18 protein-coding genes are annotated in these 16,671 nt (G+C 64.5%); 12 read left to right on the top strand and 6 right to left on the bottom strand.

The genetic code is table 11. The features are described 5' to 3' along the window. Positions 1-15 precede the first annotated feature (15 nt). Positions 16-636 carry a MotA/TolQ/ExbB proton channel family protein gene (locus B4F51_RS23890; RefSeq protein WP_296229307.1) on the bottom strand — a complete coding sequence of 207 codons (621 nt, stop codon included), beginning with the start codon at positions 634-636 and terminating at the stop codon, positions 16-18. 1,102 nt (positions 637-1,738) lie between these two features. On the opposite strand from B4F51_RS23890, the gene xseA reads away from it, so the two are divergent. Both xseA and sodB read left to right on the top strand, forming a co-directional pair. Then, on the top strand, positions 1,739-3,139 hold the full coding sequence (gene xseA / locus B4F51_RS23885; RefSeq protein ID WP_296229404.1) for an exodeoxyribonuclease VII large subunit: 1,401 nt from the start codon (positions 1,739-1,741) through the stop codon (positions 3,137-3,139). 145 nt (positions 3,140-3,284) lie between these two features. Beyond that, entirely contained in the window at positions 3,285-3,863 is a 579-nt protein-coding gene (gene sodB / locus B4F51_RS23880; RefSeq protein ID WP_296229306.1) for a superoxide dismutase [Fe], read from the top strand. A gap of 101 nt (positions 3,864-3,964) precedes the next feature. Here sodB and B4F51_RS23875 read toward each other — a convergent pair whose 3' ends face one another. The 3 genes from B4F51_RS23875 to B4F51_RS23865 form a co-directional block, all read right to left on the bottom strand. Continuing rightward, complete coding sequence (locus B4F51_RS23875; RefSeq protein ID WP_296229304.1) at positions 3,965-4,690, bottom strand: site-2 protease family protein; 726 nt, start codon at positions 4,688-4,690, stop codon at positions 3,965-3,967. A gap of 10 nt (positions 4,691-4,700) precedes the next feature. Continuing rightward, complete coding sequence (locus tag B4F51_RS23870) at positions 4,701-5,621, bottom strand: DUF2167 domain-containing protein (protein WP_296229303.1); 921 nt, start codon at positions 5,619-5,621, stop codon at positions 4,701-4,703. A gap of 144 nt (positions 5,622-5,765) precedes the next feature. Further along, complete coding sequence (locus B4F51_RS23865) at positions 5,766-6,314, bottom strand: ester cyclase (RefSeq protein ID WP_296229302.1); 549 nt, start codon at positions 6,312-6,314, stop codon at positions 5,766-5,768. A gap of 254 nt (positions 6,315-6,568) precedes the next feature. On the opposite strand from B4F51_RS23865, the gene B4F51_RS23860 reads away from it, so the two are divergent. From B4F51_RS23860 to B4F51_RS23830, 7 genes are all read left to right on the top strand, one after another. After that, complete coding sequence (locus B4F51_RS23860; RefSeq protein ID WP_296229300.1) at positions 6,569-7,087, top strand: hypothetical protein; 519 nt, start codon at positions 6,569-6,571, stop codon at positions 7,085-7,087. Between the two features lie 114 nt (positions 7,088-7,201). Then, a complete protein-coding gene (locus B4F51_RS23855; protein WP_296229298.1) occupies positions 7,202-7,963 on the top strand; it encodes an IclR family transcriptional regulator in 762 nt (253 codons plus the stop codon). Positions 7,964-8,011: 48 nt separating this feature from the next. Then, positions 8,012-8,767 carry a glutamine ABC transporter substrate-binding protein gene (locus tag B4F51_RS23850; protein ID WP_296229297.1) on the top strand — a complete coding sequence of 252 codons (756 nt, stop codon included), beginning with the start codon at positions 8,012-8,014 and terminating at the stop codon, positions 8,765-8,767. A gap of 18 nt (positions 8,768-8,785) precedes the next feature. Beyond that, complete coding sequence (locus B4F51_RS23845) at positions 8,786-9,454, top strand: amino acid ABC transporter permease (RefSeq protein ID WP_296229295.1); 669 nt, start codon at positions 8,786-8,788, stop codon at positions 9,452-9,454. Next, entirely contained in the window at positions 9,451-10,254 is an 804-nt protein-coding gene (locus tag B4F51_RS23840) for an amino acid ABC transporter ATP-binding protein (protein WP_296229294.1), read from the top strand. Before B4F51_RS23845 ends, B4F51_RS23840 begins: the two co-directional genes overlap by 4 nt. Then, positions 10,251-11,213 (top strand): formimidoylglutamase, encoded by a 963-nt coding sequence (hutG, locus tag B4F51_RS23835; RefSeq protein WP_296229293.1) that lies wholly within the window; start codon positions 10,251-10,253, stop codon positions 11,211-11,213. Before B4F51_RS23840 ends, hutG begins: the two co-directional genes overlap by 4 nt. Beyond that, complete coding sequence (locus B4F51_RS23830) at positions 11,194-11,772, top strand: HutD family protein (protein ID WP_296229292.1); 579 nt, start codon at positions 11,194-11,196, stop codon at positions 11,770-11,772. Before hutG ends, B4F51_RS23830 begins: the two co-directional genes overlap by 20 nt. Before the next feature lie 81 nt (positions 11,773-11,853). Here the strand turns inward: B4F51_RS23830 and B4F51_RS23825 are convergent, their stop codons facing one another. After that, a complete protein-coding gene (locus B4F51_RS23825) occupies positions 11,854-12,138 on the bottom strand; it encodes an HU family DNA-binding protein (protein WP_003272088.1) in 285 nt (94 codons plus the stop codon). Positions 12,139-12,440: 302 nt separating this feature from the next. Between B4F51_RS23825 and B4F51_RS23820 the strand changes: the two genes are divergently transcribed. After that, a complete protein-coding gene (locus B4F51_RS23820) occupies positions 12,441-13,193 on the top strand; it encodes an oxidoreductase (protein ID WP_296229291.1) in 753 nt (250 codons plus the stop codon). A gap of 37 nt (positions 13,194-13,230) precedes the next feature. On the opposite strand, the gene B4F51_RS23815 is transcribed toward B4F51_RS23820, so the two are convergent. Next, positions 13,231-14,562, bottom strand: a complete 1,332-nt coding sequence (locus B4F51_RS23815; protein ID WP_296229290.1) for an MFS transporter — start codon at positions 14,560-14,562, stop codon at positions 13,231-13,233. 179 nt (positions 14,563-14,741) lie between these two features. Here B4F51_RS23815 and B4F51_RS23810 point away from each other — a divergent pair, with 179 nt between their 5' ends. Further along, positions 14,742-15,089 (top strand): hypothetical protein, encoded by a 348-nt coding sequence (locus B4F51_RS23810; protein WP_296229289.1) that lies wholly within the window; start codon positions 14,742-14,744, stop codon positions 15,087-15,089. A gap of 149 nt (positions 15,090-15,238) precedes the next feature. Further along, on the top strand, positions 15,239-16,639 hold the full coding sequence (locus B4F51_RS23805) for a GntP family permease (RefSeq protein ID WP_296229287.1): 1,401 nt from the start codon (positions 15,239-15,241) through the stop codon (positions 16,637-16,639). The last annotated feature ends 32 nt before the right edge of the window (positions 16,640-16,671 follow it).

Genomic DNA, 16,671 nt, shown 5'->3' with positions numbered 1-16,671 from the left:
AGTTGCGTTGCCGCGTCAGCCGCGCCGCGGCGGCAGGATCGCGTCGAGGTACATGGTCGACAGGTGCTCCAACTCGGCCACGTAGTTATCGACCACGCCGCGGAAGTAGCGCCAGAAGATCAACGTCGGGATGGCCACGACCAGGCCCAGCGCGGTGTTGTACAGGGCGACGGAGATGCCGTGTGCCAGCGTTTGCGGGTTGGTACCGGCGGCGGTCTGGCTGCCGAAGATTTCGATCATGCCGACCACGGTGCCAAACAGGCCCATCAGCGGTGCCACCGAGGCGATTGTGCCGAGCGCGTTGAGGTAGCGCTCCAGGCGGTGAGCGACGTTCTGGCCGGCTTCTTCCACCACTTCCTTGGCGGCGTCACGCGTGGTGTTGGGATGCAGCACCACGTGGCGCAGCGCGGCGGCCAGCAGGCGGCCCAGCGGCGAACCTTGCTCCAGCGTGTTCACCACCTCCGGCGTGGCCTTGCGCTGGTGCGCCACGGTCAGGGCTTCGTCATACACCTTGGGCGGAATGATCTTCTTGCGTTGCAAGGCGACGAAGCGTTCGATGATGAGCGCAAGGGCAAATACCGAGGCGATCAACAGCGGCCAGATCGGCCAGCCGGCGGCTTGAATGATGGAAAACACTGGACAACCCGTTTTGTCGTTGTGAAAGGAGTGTGATTCGGGAGCGCGATTGGCACGTCCCCGATCGCTGTTCGTGCCGTCCGCGTCCCCGAACGCGGTCCGTTGCGGCAAAAACAGGCAGCACTCTAGCGCGTCGGACCAGCCTCGGCAACACGATGGCGCGCAGGGGCGACGCGACTGCGCGACGGTCAACGCGCTGTCATCAAGGCTGGCCTGTGCGCAATCCACAACGGATCGGGACAGTCTTGTGGACGGGCTGTGGACATTGCCCGGACAAGCAAGCTAAGTCGTTGATGCAGAAGGAAGTTCTTGGCTGTGCTTAAAAAATATGCAACGTGGCTGTCAGGACCGGTTTGTGGGCGAACCGGGTAGCGGCCCCGGAAAAGTCCCCGAAACCGGCGTGTAATCCACATTGCCGCGGGAGAGTTTTGTGGATGGGTTGTGGACATCGTCAGAACAAGCACACTAAGTGCTTGATGCAAAAGGAAGTTCGATGTCGTGCTCAAAAATGATGCAACCGGGCTCCCGGTGCCGAATCGGCCGATAAGCCGGGTGGCGCGCCGCAAATCTGGCCGATAATCCACACCGGAGCGGGACAGTCTTGTGGACCGGTTGTGGACATTGCCTGAACAAGCACCTTAAGTGACTGATTCAAAAGGGTGTTGGGTGTCGCGCTCAAAAAATAGGCAGCAGGGTTTTCCACGAGAGAATCGGGGGAGAAGCCTCCGGACGCGGGCGATCCGCCGTCGATTTATCCACTGCCCAGGCATCACTTTGCGGTTTTCCAGTGTCGCTGTGGATAACTTTGTGAACATCCTTGGGGCGCGTGCGCTAAATGCTTGACGCACAACGAAATTACTTGCCCTGCTGAAATTTTGACATGGGCGGATTTATCATAAGAATCAACGGGTTGCGTCCAAATGCAGAGAGCGCGTCATGCAAGGTCTGTCAAGCTTGACAATGGCATTATGCTGTGGACAGGTAGCCCCGCCGGCGAGCATTGCCTCCCCTATTCAAGGTAGAAGTCGCCCCAAGGTCCCATCGTTTTGCGCTGCTTCAACCACTTATGACCACGTCGCCATCTTCCCGCCGCCCGTTCTGGATGGATGCGCCCGCCGCCACGCCAGCGGCTTCTGTGACTCCGGCGTCGCCTCCGTCCGCACCCAACCGGGGCGGGCAGGACGTGTTGACCGTGACCGAGGTCAACCGGCGGATTGCCGGGCTGCTCGAACGCAACTTCCCGCTCGGCTGGGTGCGTGGGGAGATTTCCAACTTCACGCGCGCGGCCAGCGGCCACTGGTATTTCTCGCTCAAGGATGCCGGCGCGCAGATCCGCTGCGTGATGTTCAAGGGCCGCAATCAATACGCTGATTTCACCCCGCGCGAGGGCGAGGCCGTCGAGGTGCGGGCGGTAGTCACGCTGTATGAGGCGCGCGGCGAACTGCAACTGAGCGTCGAGGCTATCCGTCGTGCCGGCCTGGGCAATCTGTATGAGGCTTTCCTGCGGCTGAAGGCCGCGCTGGAGGCGCAGGGCCTGTTCGATGCCGAGCGCAAGCGGCCGCTGCCAGGGCACCCGCGTGCGATCGGCGTGGTGACTTCGCTGCAGGCGGCGGCCCTGCGCGACGTGCTGACCACGCTGCGCCGGCGTGCGCCGCATGTGCCCGTGGTCGTCTATCCGGTGCCGGTGCAGGGCGCCGGGGCTGCCGAACGCATCGCCGCCATGTTGGAGACGGTCAATGCCCGGGCAGAAGTCGACGTCGTCATCCTGTGCCGGGGCGGCGGCAGCATTGAAGACCTGTGGGCCTTTAATGAAGAGCCGGTTGCACGCGCCGTGGCGGCCTCCGAGATTCCCATCGTGGCCGGCGTCGGGCACGAGACGGATGTGACCATCGTGGATTTTGTGGCCGACGTGCGTGCGCCCACGCCCACGGGGGCGGCGGAACTCGTCAGCCCCGACCGTGCCCGCATGCTGCGCGATGTGGCCCGCGACTGGGATGCGCTGTCGGCCCAGTTCCGCCGCCAGTTGGACCGTCGCGCGCAGACCGTCGACTGGCTCGCGCGCCGCCTGCGCAGCCCGCAGGCGCAGATGCGCGAGCGTCATGCGCAACTGTCCCACCTGGAAGGGCGCCTGCGCTTTGCCCTGACGGGCCGCGTGCAGCGTGCCGAGCACGTGCAGCGCCTGCTGGCGATGCGTCTGACCGCCGCGCGCCCCGATGCCACCCGGCAGCGCGGCGCGCTGCAGCAGGCCGAGGCCACGCTGGCACGTGCCATGCGTGAGACCTTGATCCGCGCTCAAGAGCGTTTGGTGCGTCAGCACACCGGCCTGGAGATGTTGGCGCCGCAGCGCACCCTGGAGCGCGGCTACGCGGTGCTGCTCGACGCCAAGGGGCATGCAATCCGCGATCCGAATGCATTGCATGCCCGGGCACGCATCGAGGCGCGGCTGGCGCTGGGCGCGGTCGATATCGAGATCGCCCAGGCGCAGCCCAAGCTCGATATGTAAGCGGCGCATGACGACATTGCCGTTTTGCCCGATTCCGCACCTGGTGCGCGGGTATTCCGACGATTCGGCGCGCGGTTTGCGCCGGTTTTGCAAGTCTCCTACAATCGTCGCTCCCAACCCACGCAACCCACAAAAGGGAAGAACAATGGCCCACACGCTCCCCCCGCTGCCGTACGCGCTCGACGCTCTGGCTCCGCACATCTCCAAAGAGACGCTGGAGTTCCACTACGGCAAGCACCACCAGACTTACGTCACGAACCTGAACAACCTGATCCCGGGTACCGAGTTTGAGAACCTGAGCCTGGAAGACATCGTCAAGAAGTCCTCGGGCGGTGTGTTCAACAACGCCGCGCAGGTGTGGAACCACACGTTCTACTGGAACGGCCTGAAGCCGAACGGCGGCGGCGCACCGACCGGCAAGCTGGCTGACGCCATCAATGCCAAGTGGGGCAGCTTCGACAAGTTCAAGGAAGAGTTCACCAAGACGGCCATCGGCACGTTCGGTTCGGGCTGGGCCTGGCTGGTGAAGAAGGCCGATGGCTCGCTTGACCTGGTGTCGACCTCCAACGCCGCCACGCCGCTCACGACGGACGCCAAGCCGCTGCTGACCTGCGACGTGTGGGAACACGCCTACTACATCGACTATCGCAACGCCCGTCCGAAGTACGTCGAGGCGTTCTGGAACCTGGTCAACTGGGACTTCGTCGCCGCGAACTTCGCCTAAGGCGAATCGCCCGCGCGCCGAGTATCAACACTCAGCGCCAAGAAAAAACCTCCGCGCTTACGGGCGGAGGTTTTTTTATGCGCGCTTCGTTTCCGTGCAACTCAACTCACCGAGCGCACGTTGCCCAGCATGTCGTGCAGCTCATGGCTCATCATCGCCAGGAAGACGACCAGGCCGAGGTAGTACACGGTAGAAGTCAGGCGTGATTCGTTGGAGATGCTGTAGTAGGCGCGATTTTCCGGCGCGTGCGGATCATAGCGCCAGGCCTTCATCAGTTGCGGAACGGCCAACACCGCCACGAGGATCAGAATGGGGCTCGGCCGCCAGGCGAACAGCGCCACCAGCACCGGCACTCCCAGAAACCAGATGCGCGGCGACAGCACCGCCGTGATGCGCCCGCCGTCGAACGGCGCGAGCGGGATCAGGTTGAACAGGTTCAGGAAGCAGCCCGCGTAGGCCAACGCCAGCAGCAACTGGCTATCGGCGTAGCGCGCGAGGCCGTAGCAGAGCATCGCGCCAACCGTGCCGGCAACCGGGCCGGCCAGGCCGATGTACGCCTCGGTCTCGACGTCCATCGGCTGTTCTTTCAGGTCGATCCACGCGCCGACGAACGGGATGAAGGTTGGTGCGCCTACCGCCAGTCCGCGCTGGCGCGCCGCCATGAAGTGGCCCATCTCATGGATGAACAGCAGCACCACGAAGCCCACCGCGTAGCGCCAGCCGAACACAAAGGCATACGCCGCCACCGACAGCAGCATGGTGCCGCCGGTGGTCAGCAGCTTGCCGAACTTCAGTCCCGAGAACAGCAGGATCAGCAACTTGGCCACGGTATGACCCTCAGGCGCTCGGCTTGCGCTTGAAGAACTTGGCGATGGCCGCGCCAAAGCCCGCCACCGCCAGGATCGCGACCTTGGCGAACTTGGCCAGGAACGCGGCCATCACGGCAAACATACCCAGCTTCTTGGCGGCAATGCCGCCGACCAGCGCGGCCAGGCCGTATTCAGCCACCTTGTCGGTCTTCGAATTGAAATCCGCGTAGCGCTTGCCGTCCTTGAAGTCGAGGTCGGCCAGCAGCTTCTGCACGGCCGGTTTGTCGGCATCCACATGGTCGCGCGCGGTGATCAGGTTCAGGCTGATGTAGCCGTCGCGGCCCAGCGCGTAGGTGTTGTAGTTGACCGCGCCCGGATCGTCGGCGGGCTGGCCCTTGGAGCGCGCGGCCATTGACCAGATCAGGCGGTGCGTGGCGGCGTCGTAGTGCGGACGCTCGACCCAGCCTTGGATTTCCAGCGCAGGGATGCCGCGCTTCTCGCGCTCTTCGTTGGCGGCGGCGGTGCCTTCCTTGAGCGATTTGAAGAGGTCGTCGACGTTCCAGTCCTTCGCGTCGTCATCCTTGATGTAGCCCGAGGCTTCGTACTTGGCAACGACCATCCAATCATCGTCCTCGGCGGTCGGCATGACCAGGCCGAGCATGTCGGGGTTGTTGCTGTTGCCCATGGCGTGCATGAGCTGCCCGGCGGCTGGCTGCGGGATGAAGACTTCGTTCGCGCCGATCTTGAGCGTGGCCTGGTCGCGCAGCGTGATCGAGGTCGGGCCGAGTTGGGCAGCGGCCTTGGCAACCGCCCAGGCCTGCTTCATTTCCTGTTCCGGATTGCCGGCCTGTTGCGCGTGGGCCGCCGTGACGCTCACCCATCCCATGATCGATGCGCAGGCAAGCGTGCTCGCCCAGGCGCGCAGTGCGCCCTGAAACCCCATTCCCATGTGCTTCTCCTGAAGACTTCTTGTGTGTGTTGGTTGGCTCGTGGCTGCAGTCACTCAGCGGACTGCAAGCTCGGCAGAAGCATAGCGGGAGCGGGGTGGCGGCCTGTTAATGTGTGTTAACGAAGCCGTGGGAAATCGTGTCGATCATGGCTGCAGGCCCATCTGCCGCAGCAACGTCTGGTTGTCTTCCAGGTGCCAGTTCTCGGCGATCTTGCCGTCAGCGACGCGATACAAATCGAAGGCCTGGAAGTCGATCGGCTGATTCTGGCCCCGCGTGGTGCCGAACTGCCCGGTGAAGTGTCCGCGAAAACGCAGGTGGACTGCCACGCGGTCGCCGGCAACGATCATGTCTTCAATCTGCACGCGCATGTCGGGCACCGCCGCGCGGAATGCCTTGGAGGCATCGAGCGGGCCTTGCGTGCCCTGCGCGCGTCCGGCGGGCAGGGTGCGGTCGGCAAAGTTGGGCGATAGCGCTGCCGAGGCATAGCGCGCATCGCCGGTGTGCCAGAACGTAGCGTAGCGGCGTGCGGCCAGCACGGCGGCGGTGGCCTGGGGGGTGTCGGGCGCGGCCACATGTTCAGCTCGGATCAGGTCGGCATCGTCCGTGGCAGCAAAGACTGGCAGCGCGGCCAGCAGCGTGAGCGCGCCAGCGGTCAGCAGCGCGGGGCGAACGATCGTGGGGCGGACGGACATGGTTGACTCCAATGGGTTGCGATGCGCTGCACTGTAGAGGGCTCTCCGGGCACGATAAACGGCCTTTGCGTCGATCCAGTTTCAATTCTGATTTGACGATGCACGCCCAAGCTGAGCGACTGCGCAAACGCAATGCCGCGCACGTGATAGTCGGTATGCCACGTCCCACGACGTTCCAGCGATCCGCGCTGCGCCGGTTTTTTCTAGACTGCCCCTTCATCGAACAGTCATATCAAGAGCAAGGAAGGGAGACGATGGACCTGAGCCAAATCCCGTCGCGCACCGAGCGCGGTACGCAGGAACTGCAAGCGCGCAGCGGGCACCTGACGCATCGCCAGCGCGCAGTCCTGCTGCTGGTCAACGGCGAGCGCTCGGCAGCGGAAATCCTGGCGCAGTTGAGCAGCGCCAGCCCGGACACCGATGACTTCGTGCGCCTGCTTGCCGAAGGCTATGTGGTTGGGCGTGCGCCGGTGAAGGCCGCGCCCAAGCCCAAGGCGCGACCGAAACCTGCGCCGGCCATGCCGCTGGCAGGACGCCATGTGCGGCAGGCATCGAGCGCCGATTGGCGCTTGAGCCAGGCCGGCGCATTCTCCGCTTTGCAGCGCTACATCGCGGAGGGGCCCGAGGCGCCGATCGACTTTCTCAACGGACTGGCCGCGCCCTTGTCCGCCGCGCTGGCCACGTGCCGTAGCGAGGCATCCGCCCACGCCGCGGTTGCTTTTCTGGAGGCACGCCTGAACGCAGACGGTTGGAATGTGATTGAGGCGTTCTAGGTGTAAATACCGAATTTGCGAAATATTCCCATTGAGCGGGAATCATTCATTGATGATTTGAGAAAACCGTCGCATTCTCCGTCGCATTCCACGCCACGGAGCGGAGCTTTTGCGATGACCGAGCCCGGGTCAGCACAACCTGCAGCACAACCCACCGCCGGTGCGGACCGCGTGCTGATGGTGCTCGCCACCATTGCGCGCCACGGCCGCCCGGTTGCGGCGCGTGAGCTGGTCGAACTGACCGGCCTGCCGCAGAGCACGCTGTACCGCCAGGTGGCGATGCTCAAGCGCTGGGGCTTCGTGCTCGAATCGGCCGGCACCTATGCGCCTGGGCCGATCAGTCTGCAGCTTGCGCTCGGCTTTGACCACGCTTCGCACCTCGTGCAGGAGGCGCGCATCGGCATGACCAAGCTGGCGGTCGCATCGGGCGAATCGGTCGGGCTGGTGGTGGCCGTCAAAGACCAGGCTGTGTGCCTGGAGATGGTCGAGAGTCAGCAATCGCTGCGCTGCTCGTTCGAAAAGGGGCGCGGCGTGCCGCTGCTGGCCGGCGCCTCCGCCAAATCATTGCTTGCTTTCATGCCGCCGACTGCGGCGCGCGCCATTCTTGCCGACCTGCTGGCCATCGATCGCGACCAGCAGGCGCAACTGCAAACTGAACTCACCGATATTCGTGCCGCCGGCTATGCGCTGTCCGAAGGCGAAGTGGACCCGGGCGTCTGGGGTGTGAGCGTGCCGGTATTCCGGCTGCCAGGCCACGCGCTCGGCTCCATCACGCTCATGGCGCCCGCCACGCGCGTGCGCGGCAAGGAGCAGCGCCTGATCGACATGACCGTGGCTGCGGCTGCGTCCATTTCGGCACGGCTGCAAGACGTCTGAATCTTCGAATCGTTTTTCTCACCCCACATGCACACAAGGAGACCACTCATGGGGAATCGCCGTCGTTTCATGCTGGCTTGTGCCGTGGCGCTGTCCGCTGCGGCGTCTTTTGCCTCGGTTGCTCACGCTGCGGGTGAGCCGCTGCGCGTGGCCACCGACGCCACTTTCGCGCCGATGGAGTTTGTCGAGAACGGCAAGCGCACCGGCTTTGATGTGGACCTGATCGAAGCGCTGGCCCGCACCATGGGCCGGCCGGTCGAGTGGACCGACATCGACTTCAAGGGCCTCGTGCCGGGCCTGATCTCGCGCCGCTTCGACGTGGCCATCTCGGGTATCTACATCACCGAGGAGCGCAAGAAGGTGGTCGACTTCACGGTGCCGTACTACCACGGCGGCCTCGTGGCGCTGGTCAAGCAGGGCAACACGGCCGTCAAGACGCCGGCCGATCTGAACGGCAAGAAAGTGAGCGTGCAGGTGGGCACCAAGTCGGTCAACTACCTGCGTGAGAACTACCCGAAGGTCGAGCGCGTGGAAGTCGAGAAGAATCAAGAGATGTTCAACCTGGTTGAGATCGGCCGCGCCGACGCCGCTGTCACGGGCCGCCCGGCCGCGGCGTACTACGTGCGTGCGCGCCCCGGCCTGCGCATCGTCGAGCCGGCATTGACCACCGAGGAATACGGCATCGCCGTGCGCCGTGACCAGCCCGAACTGACCAAGGCGTTGAACGCCGCGTTGGAGAAGATCAAGGCCGACGGCACGTACGACCAGATCCTCAAGAAGTGGTTTGGCGCGGCCGCCAAGTAACGACGCACGAGCACGCTGATGGAACTCGATTTCTCTCCCGTCTTGGCCGGCTGGCCGGACATCCTGCGCGGAGCGCTCGTCACCGTGGAGGTGACGGCCGCCGCGCTGGTGCTCGGCTGCGTGCTGGGCTTGCTGGTCGGCATCGGCCGGCTGAACCCGCGCCGGCGCTTCATCTACGGCATCTGCACGGTGTACGTGACGTTCATCCGTGGCACGCCGCTGCTGGTGCAGCTCTTCCTGCTGTTCTTCGGGCTGCCGCAGTTCGACATCCTGCTGCCGGCCTTTGTGTGCGGCGTACTGGGGCTGGGCGTGTACTCGGGCGCGTATGTGTCGGAGATCGTGCGCGGTGCGATCCAGTCGGTCGATCGCGGGCAGATGGAGGCGGCGCGCTCGATCGGCATGTCGTCGGCGCAGTCGATGCGCGCCATCATCCTGCCGCAGGCCGTGGTGCGGATGATTCCCCCGCTGGGCAATGAGTTCATCGCGCTCATCAAGAACTCGGCGCTGGTGTCGCTGCTCACCATCCACGACTTGATGCACGAAGGGCAGAAGATCATCAGCGTGTCGTATCGCTCGCTGGAGGTGTATCTGGCGATTGCGCTGGTGTATCTGGTGCTGACCAGTGCTGCCAGCTATTTGCTCCATCGGCTTGAACGCAACATCCGTGCGGGAGGCATGGTGCAATGAGCATGACAAATGCGGCTCACCCGCAAACTCTCAAATCCGCGCTGGATGTACCGATGATCCAGATCCGCGGCTTGACCAAATCGTATGGCGATCACACCGTGCTCAAAGGCATCGACTTCGAGGTCGATGCGTCGCAGGTGGTGGTCGTGATCGGCCCCAGCGGTTCGGGCAAGAGCACCTTCCTGCGCTGCTGCAACGGGCTGGAAGTGGCCGAAGGCGGCACCATCGACATCTGCGGCAAGCGGCTGATCGACAACGGCACGCTGCTGCCCGAGCACGATCTGAACCACCTGCGCCAGCAGGTCGGGATGGTGTTCCAGTCGTTCAACCTGTTCCCGCACCTTTCGGTGCTGCACAACATCACGATCGGCCCGCGCATGCTGCGCGGCAAATCGAAGCAAGAGGCCGAAACCGAGGCCCGTGAATTGCTGCAGAAGGTTGGTCTCGCGCACAAGGCGGATGCGATGCCCGCAAGCCTCTCCGGCGGCCAGAAGCAACGCGTGGCGATTGCTCGTGCGCTGGCGATGCAGCCTAAGGTGATGCTGTTCGACGAGCCGACGTCTGCGCTGGATCCGGAGCTCGTCGGTGAGGTGCTGCAGGTAATGAAGCTGCTCGCCAAGGAGGGCATGACGATGCTGGTCGTCACGCACGAGATGGGTTTTGCGCGCGAGGTGGCCGACGTGGTGGTGGTGATGGACGGCGGCGGCATCGTCGAAGCCGGGCCGCCCTCGACCATTTTCGGCGCGCCCAAGGAAGCGCGTACGCGGTCGTTCCTGCAAGCGGTGCTAACGCGGTCATGATGATGACGTTCGATGCTTCCGTCTGGCAGGGTCGCCACGACACGGATGAGCGCGGTGATGTGACGCGCCTGTTCCAGGTTGTGCGGCCCGCTGATGCGATGAACCTGTCGGGCGCACCTGCCGTGCTCGGCTTTGCGTGTGACGCAGGCGTGGTGCGCAACCACGGCCGCGCCGGTGCCGCGCAGGGCCCGCGCGAGATCCGCCGCGCGCTGGCCAACGTGCCGGCACATGGCCTCACGCGGCTAGCCGATGCCGGCGACGTGACCTGCGACGACGGCGATCTGGAGCATGCGCAAACCGTGCTTGGCGACGCGGTGTTCCGTCTGCTCAATGCGGGCGCGCATCCGGTCGTGCTGGGCGGTGGTCATGAAGTTGCGTTCGGCACCTATCAGGGGCTGCGCCAGCATTGGCAGACACAGGGCTGGCGCGGGCGCTTGGCTGTCGTCAATTTCGACGCGCATTTCGACCTGCGCACCAGCCGCCCTGGCAACTCCGGTACGCCGTTCGACCAGATCGCCGAAGACTGCGCCGCGCACGGTATCGACCTGACATATTGCTGCCTGGGCGTGAGCCGCCTGTCGAACACGCCCGCGCTGTTCGACCGCGCTAACGCACTGCACGCGCATTACGTGGAAGATGCGAGCGTGCAGGAGCGCCACCTCGACGCCCGCATGGCCGATCTGGATGCATGGCTGGCCGGCGCCGATCACATCTACCTGACCATCGACATGGACGTGCTGGCCGCCGCCGTGGCGCCCGGCGTGTCAGCACCTGCCGCATACGGCGTCACGCTGCCGGTGCTCGAAGAACTCGTGCGGCATGTCTGCGCCACCGGCAAGGTGCGCGTGGCGGACATCGCCGAAACCAATCCCGAATACGACCAGGACCGCCGCACCGTGCGCGTAGCCGCACGTCTGGCGTATCACCTATTGGGCCGCCATGAAGCTGATCCCCGCTGATGCGATGCGCCGCATGCCGTGGAAGAACGGTGGCGGCGTCACCACCGAGATCGCCATCGCGCCGGCCGGCGCCACGCTGGACAACTTCGACTGGCGCGTGAGCACCGCCCAGGTGGACGCAGCCGGGCCGTTCTCGCGCTTTGCCGGCATCGACCGGTCGCTAGCGGTTATCGCGGGCGGGCGGCTGACGATGCATCGCGCTGATGGCGAAATGGTTTCGCTCGCGCCGGGCGAAGCGCCGGCGCGCTTTCCCGGTGAAGTGGAGATCCACGCCACGCTCGATGCGCCGCTATCGGATTTCAACGTGATGACGCGGCGTAACGCCTGGGCGCATCACGCCGAGGCGATTGCGCTGGCCGCAGGCGAGCGCCGGTCGTTGCCGCTGACGCGTCCGGGCATGCAATGGCTGGTGTATTGCGTGCACGGTACGCTGTCGGCGGGAGGCTTCGACGTGCCGCAGGGCGCGGCGGTCTGGCTGGATGCACCCGCTGGTGGCGAAACGCTGGTCGCCCGCGTCGGGTCGGTTGGGTATCTGGTCGCGCTCTGGCCGATCGCTTGACGTTGCGTTCGATCAAAAGAAAAGGGACCCCGGAGGGTCCCTTGCAAGTCTCCCGGCCCCGTGGGGCGCGGCAGAAGACTCTTACTTCTTCTTGTTCACGGCGTCCTTGAAGCCCTTGCCAGCCGTGAACTTCACGGTCTTGGTTGCCGGGATCTTGATGGCTTCGCCAGTGCGCGGGTTGCGGCCGGTGCGTGCAGCACGCTTGCCCGACGAGAATGAACCGAAGCCAACCAGCGTGATGGTGCCGCCCTTGGCGACGGTCTTCTTGATGTTTTCCAGCGCGGAGTTCAGTGCGCGCTCGGCGGCGGCGTTGCTCAGTTCAGCGTCTTTCGCAATGGCGGCTACGAGTTCGGATTTGGTCGTCATGTCAGTTCCCCACTTCAGGTTTGTTGGACAGCGTTGTACTGCGACCCGTTTTATATCACCGTTGTGAAGGGTTGCAAATCCCCTAACTGCAAGGCTTTGCGGGCCGTTGCTCGCAGCCGACACTTGTCCTGTCTACGTTTGCGGGGTGGGCATCCGGGAAACACCTGATATCGACAGGGTTTGTTTGCATTTCAGAAAACGCTTTGCGCACCGCAAACGCGCACCCGGCACGTCGGAAGTTTGCTCGCCAGCCGCCGTACACTGTGTTTTTGGCGACCAGCGCAAACCTCATGGAGAACATCATGTCGAGTTCGCAAACGCCTGTCGCACAAGGCCCCGCGGCTGATGGTTATGCCGCCGAGCAGCCGCGCGGACCGGCCGTGCTGGTGGCCGGTGCCAACGGATTGGTCGGTCGCGCCGTGGTGCGCCGTCTGGTTGCACAAACCTGGGCCGGCAGTGTGACCGCGCTGGTGCGCCGCCCTGGGGCGTTGACTGCCGGGCAGGCGATGCCGGGCCGGTTGCGCGAGCGCGTGGTCGATTTCGAGCGGCTGGGTGCGCCTGAGGCGCAGTCCGAATTCGCTGCCGACATCGTCATCTGCGCGCTGGGCACGACCATCCGCCAGGCCGGCTCGCAGGCGGCCTTCCGGCGGGTTGATGTTGAGTATCCGGCGGAGCTGGCGCGGCGCGCGTTCGCGGCCGGTGCGCATCATTTCCTGCTGGTCAGCGCGCTGGGCGCGGATGCTCGCTCGAGCGTTTTTTACAATCGCTGCAAGGGCGAGGTGGAAGCGGAGATCCTGTCGATCGGCTTTCCGTCGGTTACGGTCGTGCGGCCTTCGTTGCTGCTCGGCAAGCGGACCGAATTCCGTCTGGGGGAACGGATCGCACAGAATCTGTCGCGCGCCATCGGATCGCTCGTGCCCAAGCCCTGGCGGCCGGTGCCTGCGGAATCGGTGGCGGCGGCGCTGGTAACGGCGGCGCGCGTGGATGCGCCGGGTGTGCGCGTAGTCGAAAACGCGGCGTTGCTTGCCGCTAAAGACGAACGGCCGGTGGTTTGAGCCACCGGCCGCTGTCGATCGGGTCGATTACACGAGATTACTTCTCGATCGGCTTGCCCGTGCGGTCGTGCATCAGGGCCAGCGCAAACACGCTGATCACGGCGGCCACCATGACGTAGTACGACGGCGCCAGCTTGCTGCCGGTGGCCTCGATCAACTTCGTGACAATCAGCGGCGCAAAGCCGCCGAACACCGTCACCGCCAGGTTGTACGAGATGGACAGGCCAGTCGAGCGCACTGCCGTCGGGAACTGTTCGGCCAGCACTGCTGGTGCCGGCCCCGTGAAAGCGGCCAGCAGCACGCCCAGGATCACCTGCACCTGCAGCAGCGTCTGCACGGTCGGGTTGACGTTCAGCCAGTGGAAGAGCGGATACGCGGCGGCCGCGATGATGAGCGCCACGGTACCCAGCATGCGCTTGCGACCAATGCGGTCGGACAGCGTACCCATGATCGGGCACAGCACGAAGATGATCACGCCGCACAGCGCCGTGGACTGGAACGTCGCACCCAGCGGCAGGCCAAGCTGCTGCTTGGCATACGTCGGCATGTAGAACACCAGCGTATAGGTGCAGACCGTCCAGAGGATGGTCACGCCCAGGCCGCCGAGCACTTCGCGCGGGTGATCGCGGAACACCTGCGATAGCGGTGCCAGGCGCGATTCCTTGGCGGCCTTGGCCTTCTGCTCTTCAAACGCCGGCGGCTCGTGCAGGTGCGAGCGGATGTACATGCCGACCGGCCCGATCAGCAGCCCGAACAGGAAAGGAATGCGCCAGCCCCAGGTGTCGACCTGTTCGGGCGACAACCCGTTGATGACGAGTGCGCCCATTGCCGCGCCAAGGATGAACGAGATGCCCTGGCTTGCCTGTTGCCAACTGGCGAAGTAGCCGCGCTTGTCGTCGGGCGCGTATTCGATCAGAAACGCCGTGGCGCCGCCGACTTCACCGCCGGCCGAGAAGCCCTGGATGAGTCGTGCGATGACGATCAGGATCGGCGCGCCGATGCCGATCTGCGAGTACGTTGGGGCCAGCCCGATGATGGCGGTGCCCAGCGCCATCATCATGATGGTCAGCGTGAGCGCCGCCTTGCGGCCCACGCGGTCGGCGTAGATGCCAAGCACGACGGCGCCGACCGGCCGCATGAAGAACCCCACGCCAAACGTGGCGGCGGTCAGCAGGTACGAGGTGAGTTCATTGCCAGTCGGAAAGAACAGCTTGGCGATGATGAGCGCAAAGAAGCCGTAGACCGTGAAGTCGAACCACTCGAGGCCGTTGCCGATGGTGGCGGCAATGATGGCCTTACGTCGGGTGGTGGCGGAGATGGCCGGAGCCGGTGCACGAGCGCCCTGGGTGGGCGTTGCCGTGGCTTGCATGGATGTGTCCTCCAATTGTTGTGGGTTCCCCCGCCGCGATCTCTCCCCCCCGCGCGGCGGCGAAGCGGTCATGGTAAGTGATCCCGCAGCGATTGGCAGCGCCGGCGTCACAAGTCCTTGGAATCGGATGGGCCAAACGGTGTCAAATGCATATGCACATGCACTCGACGGAGCACATCATGGACCCGACATCGCATCGCAGTCGCGTTGCCGCCTTCCTGCCGGGCGTGCTGGCCGCATGCGCGGCCGCATTGCTGGGCGGCTGCGTGGTTGCCCCTTACTATGACGCCTATGGCAATCCGATCGCTCCTGCGGCCGTCGCGCCGGCGCCTGCCTATCCGGCGTATTCATACGATCCTTATTACTACTACGGCCCCGCGGTGTATCCGGCGCCGATTTTCGGGAGTGTGTGGATCGGCGGTGGCGGATGCTGGGGTTGCCATCGTGGTTGGGGTGGCCGGAACTGGGGACATGGCGGCTGGAGCGGACGGGGTGGGGGACACAGCGGCTGGGGCCATCGTCACTGAATTGTCATCATGACGAAGACGCGCGTCCTGTGCGGCCAGACGCCAATTCCGCCGCCAGTTCAATACGCGTGATTGCGTAACAGGAATCTGCTGCATCGCGTCATACAATCCGTCGCTCTTAAAAAGAAAAGAATGCGAGGAGATTGTCGATGTCCGTCATCGTCGTGCTAGCCGCGCTAGCGTTTCTGATGTTCGCCGCGTACCGCGGCTACAGCGTCATCCTGTTTGCACCGTTGGCCGCTCTGAGCGCGGTGCTGCTGACCGATCCATCTGCCGTGGCGCCGGTGTTTGCCGGCATCTTCATGGACAAGATGGTCGGCTTCGTCAAACTGTATTTCCCGGTGTTCCTGCTCGGTGCCGTGTTCGGCAAGGTGATCGAGTTGTCGGGCTTCTCGCGCGCGATCGTCGCCTCCGTCATCCGCGTGGTGGGGGCCAAGCGGGCGATGCTCTCCATCGTGCTGGTGTGCGCACTGCTGACGTATGGCGGCGTGTCGCTGTTCGTGGTGGTGTTTGCGGTGTATCCGTTTGCCGCCGAGATGTTCCGCCAGGGCAACATCCCCAAGCGCCTGATCCCGGGCACGATTGCGCTGGGCGCATTCTCGTTCACGATGGATTCGCTGCCGGGCACGCCGCAGATCCAGAACATCATTCCCACCACGTTCTTCCACACCACCTCGTGGGCCGCGCCGTGGCTGGGTACGGCCGGTGCGATGTTCATCATCATCGTGGGCATGGCCTACCTGGAATGGCGCCGCCGCGTGGCCGCGCGCAATGGCCACGGCTATGGCCACGGCCTCGCCAAGCTCGTCAACGAGCCCGAAACCGCCGAGGACGGCAAGCTCGCCCATCCGCTGATCGCGCTGTCGCCGCTCGTGCTGGTGGGCGTGATGAACCTGCTGTTCACGCGCTGGATTCCGACGTGGTACGGCAAGGTCGTCACCGTCGCGCTGCCGGGCCTGCCGAAACCGTTGACCGTCGAGGCCGACAAGCTGACGGCCATCTGGGCAGTGGAAGCCGCGCTGCTGATCGGCATCGTCGTGGTGATCGTATTCGGTTTCCGTGCGGTGAAGGATCGCTTTGCAGAGGGCAGCAAAGCGGCCGTGGGCGGTGCGCTGCTGGCGGCAATGAACACTGCGTCGGAATACGGCTTCGGCGGCGTCATTGCTGCGCTGCCGGGCTTCCTGGTGCTGGCCGAGGGATTGCGTGCGATTCCGAACCCGCTCGTCAACGAAGCCGTGACGGTGAGCACGCTCGCAGGTATTACCGGCTCGGCCTCGGGCGGCATGAGCATCGCGCTGGCCGCGATGGCGGATCAGTTCGTGCAGGCTGCGCAGGCGACGGGCATCCCGATGGATGTGCTGCACCGGGTGGCGGCGATGGCCTCGGGGGGCATGGATACGCTGCCGCACAACGGCGCCGTGATCACGCTGCTGGCCGTGACCGGCCTCACGCACCGTGAGGCATATCGCGACGTGTTTTGCGTGACGTTGATTAAGACGGCGGCGGTGTTTTTTGTGATTGCGATGTTTTATGCGACTGGGATGGTTTGAGGTTTTTTGCTGTTGGTCCATCCCTTGTTTCA

It is taken from the genome of Ralstonia sp. UBA689 (assembly GCF_002298975.1).
In the GTDB taxonomy this organism is placed as follows: domain Bacteria; phylum Pseudomonadota; class Gammaproteobacteria; order Burkholderiales; family Burkholderiaceae; genus Ralstonia.
Note: the sequence above shows the minus strand (reverse complement) of the source record. Positions and strands in the feature narration are given on the sequence as shown.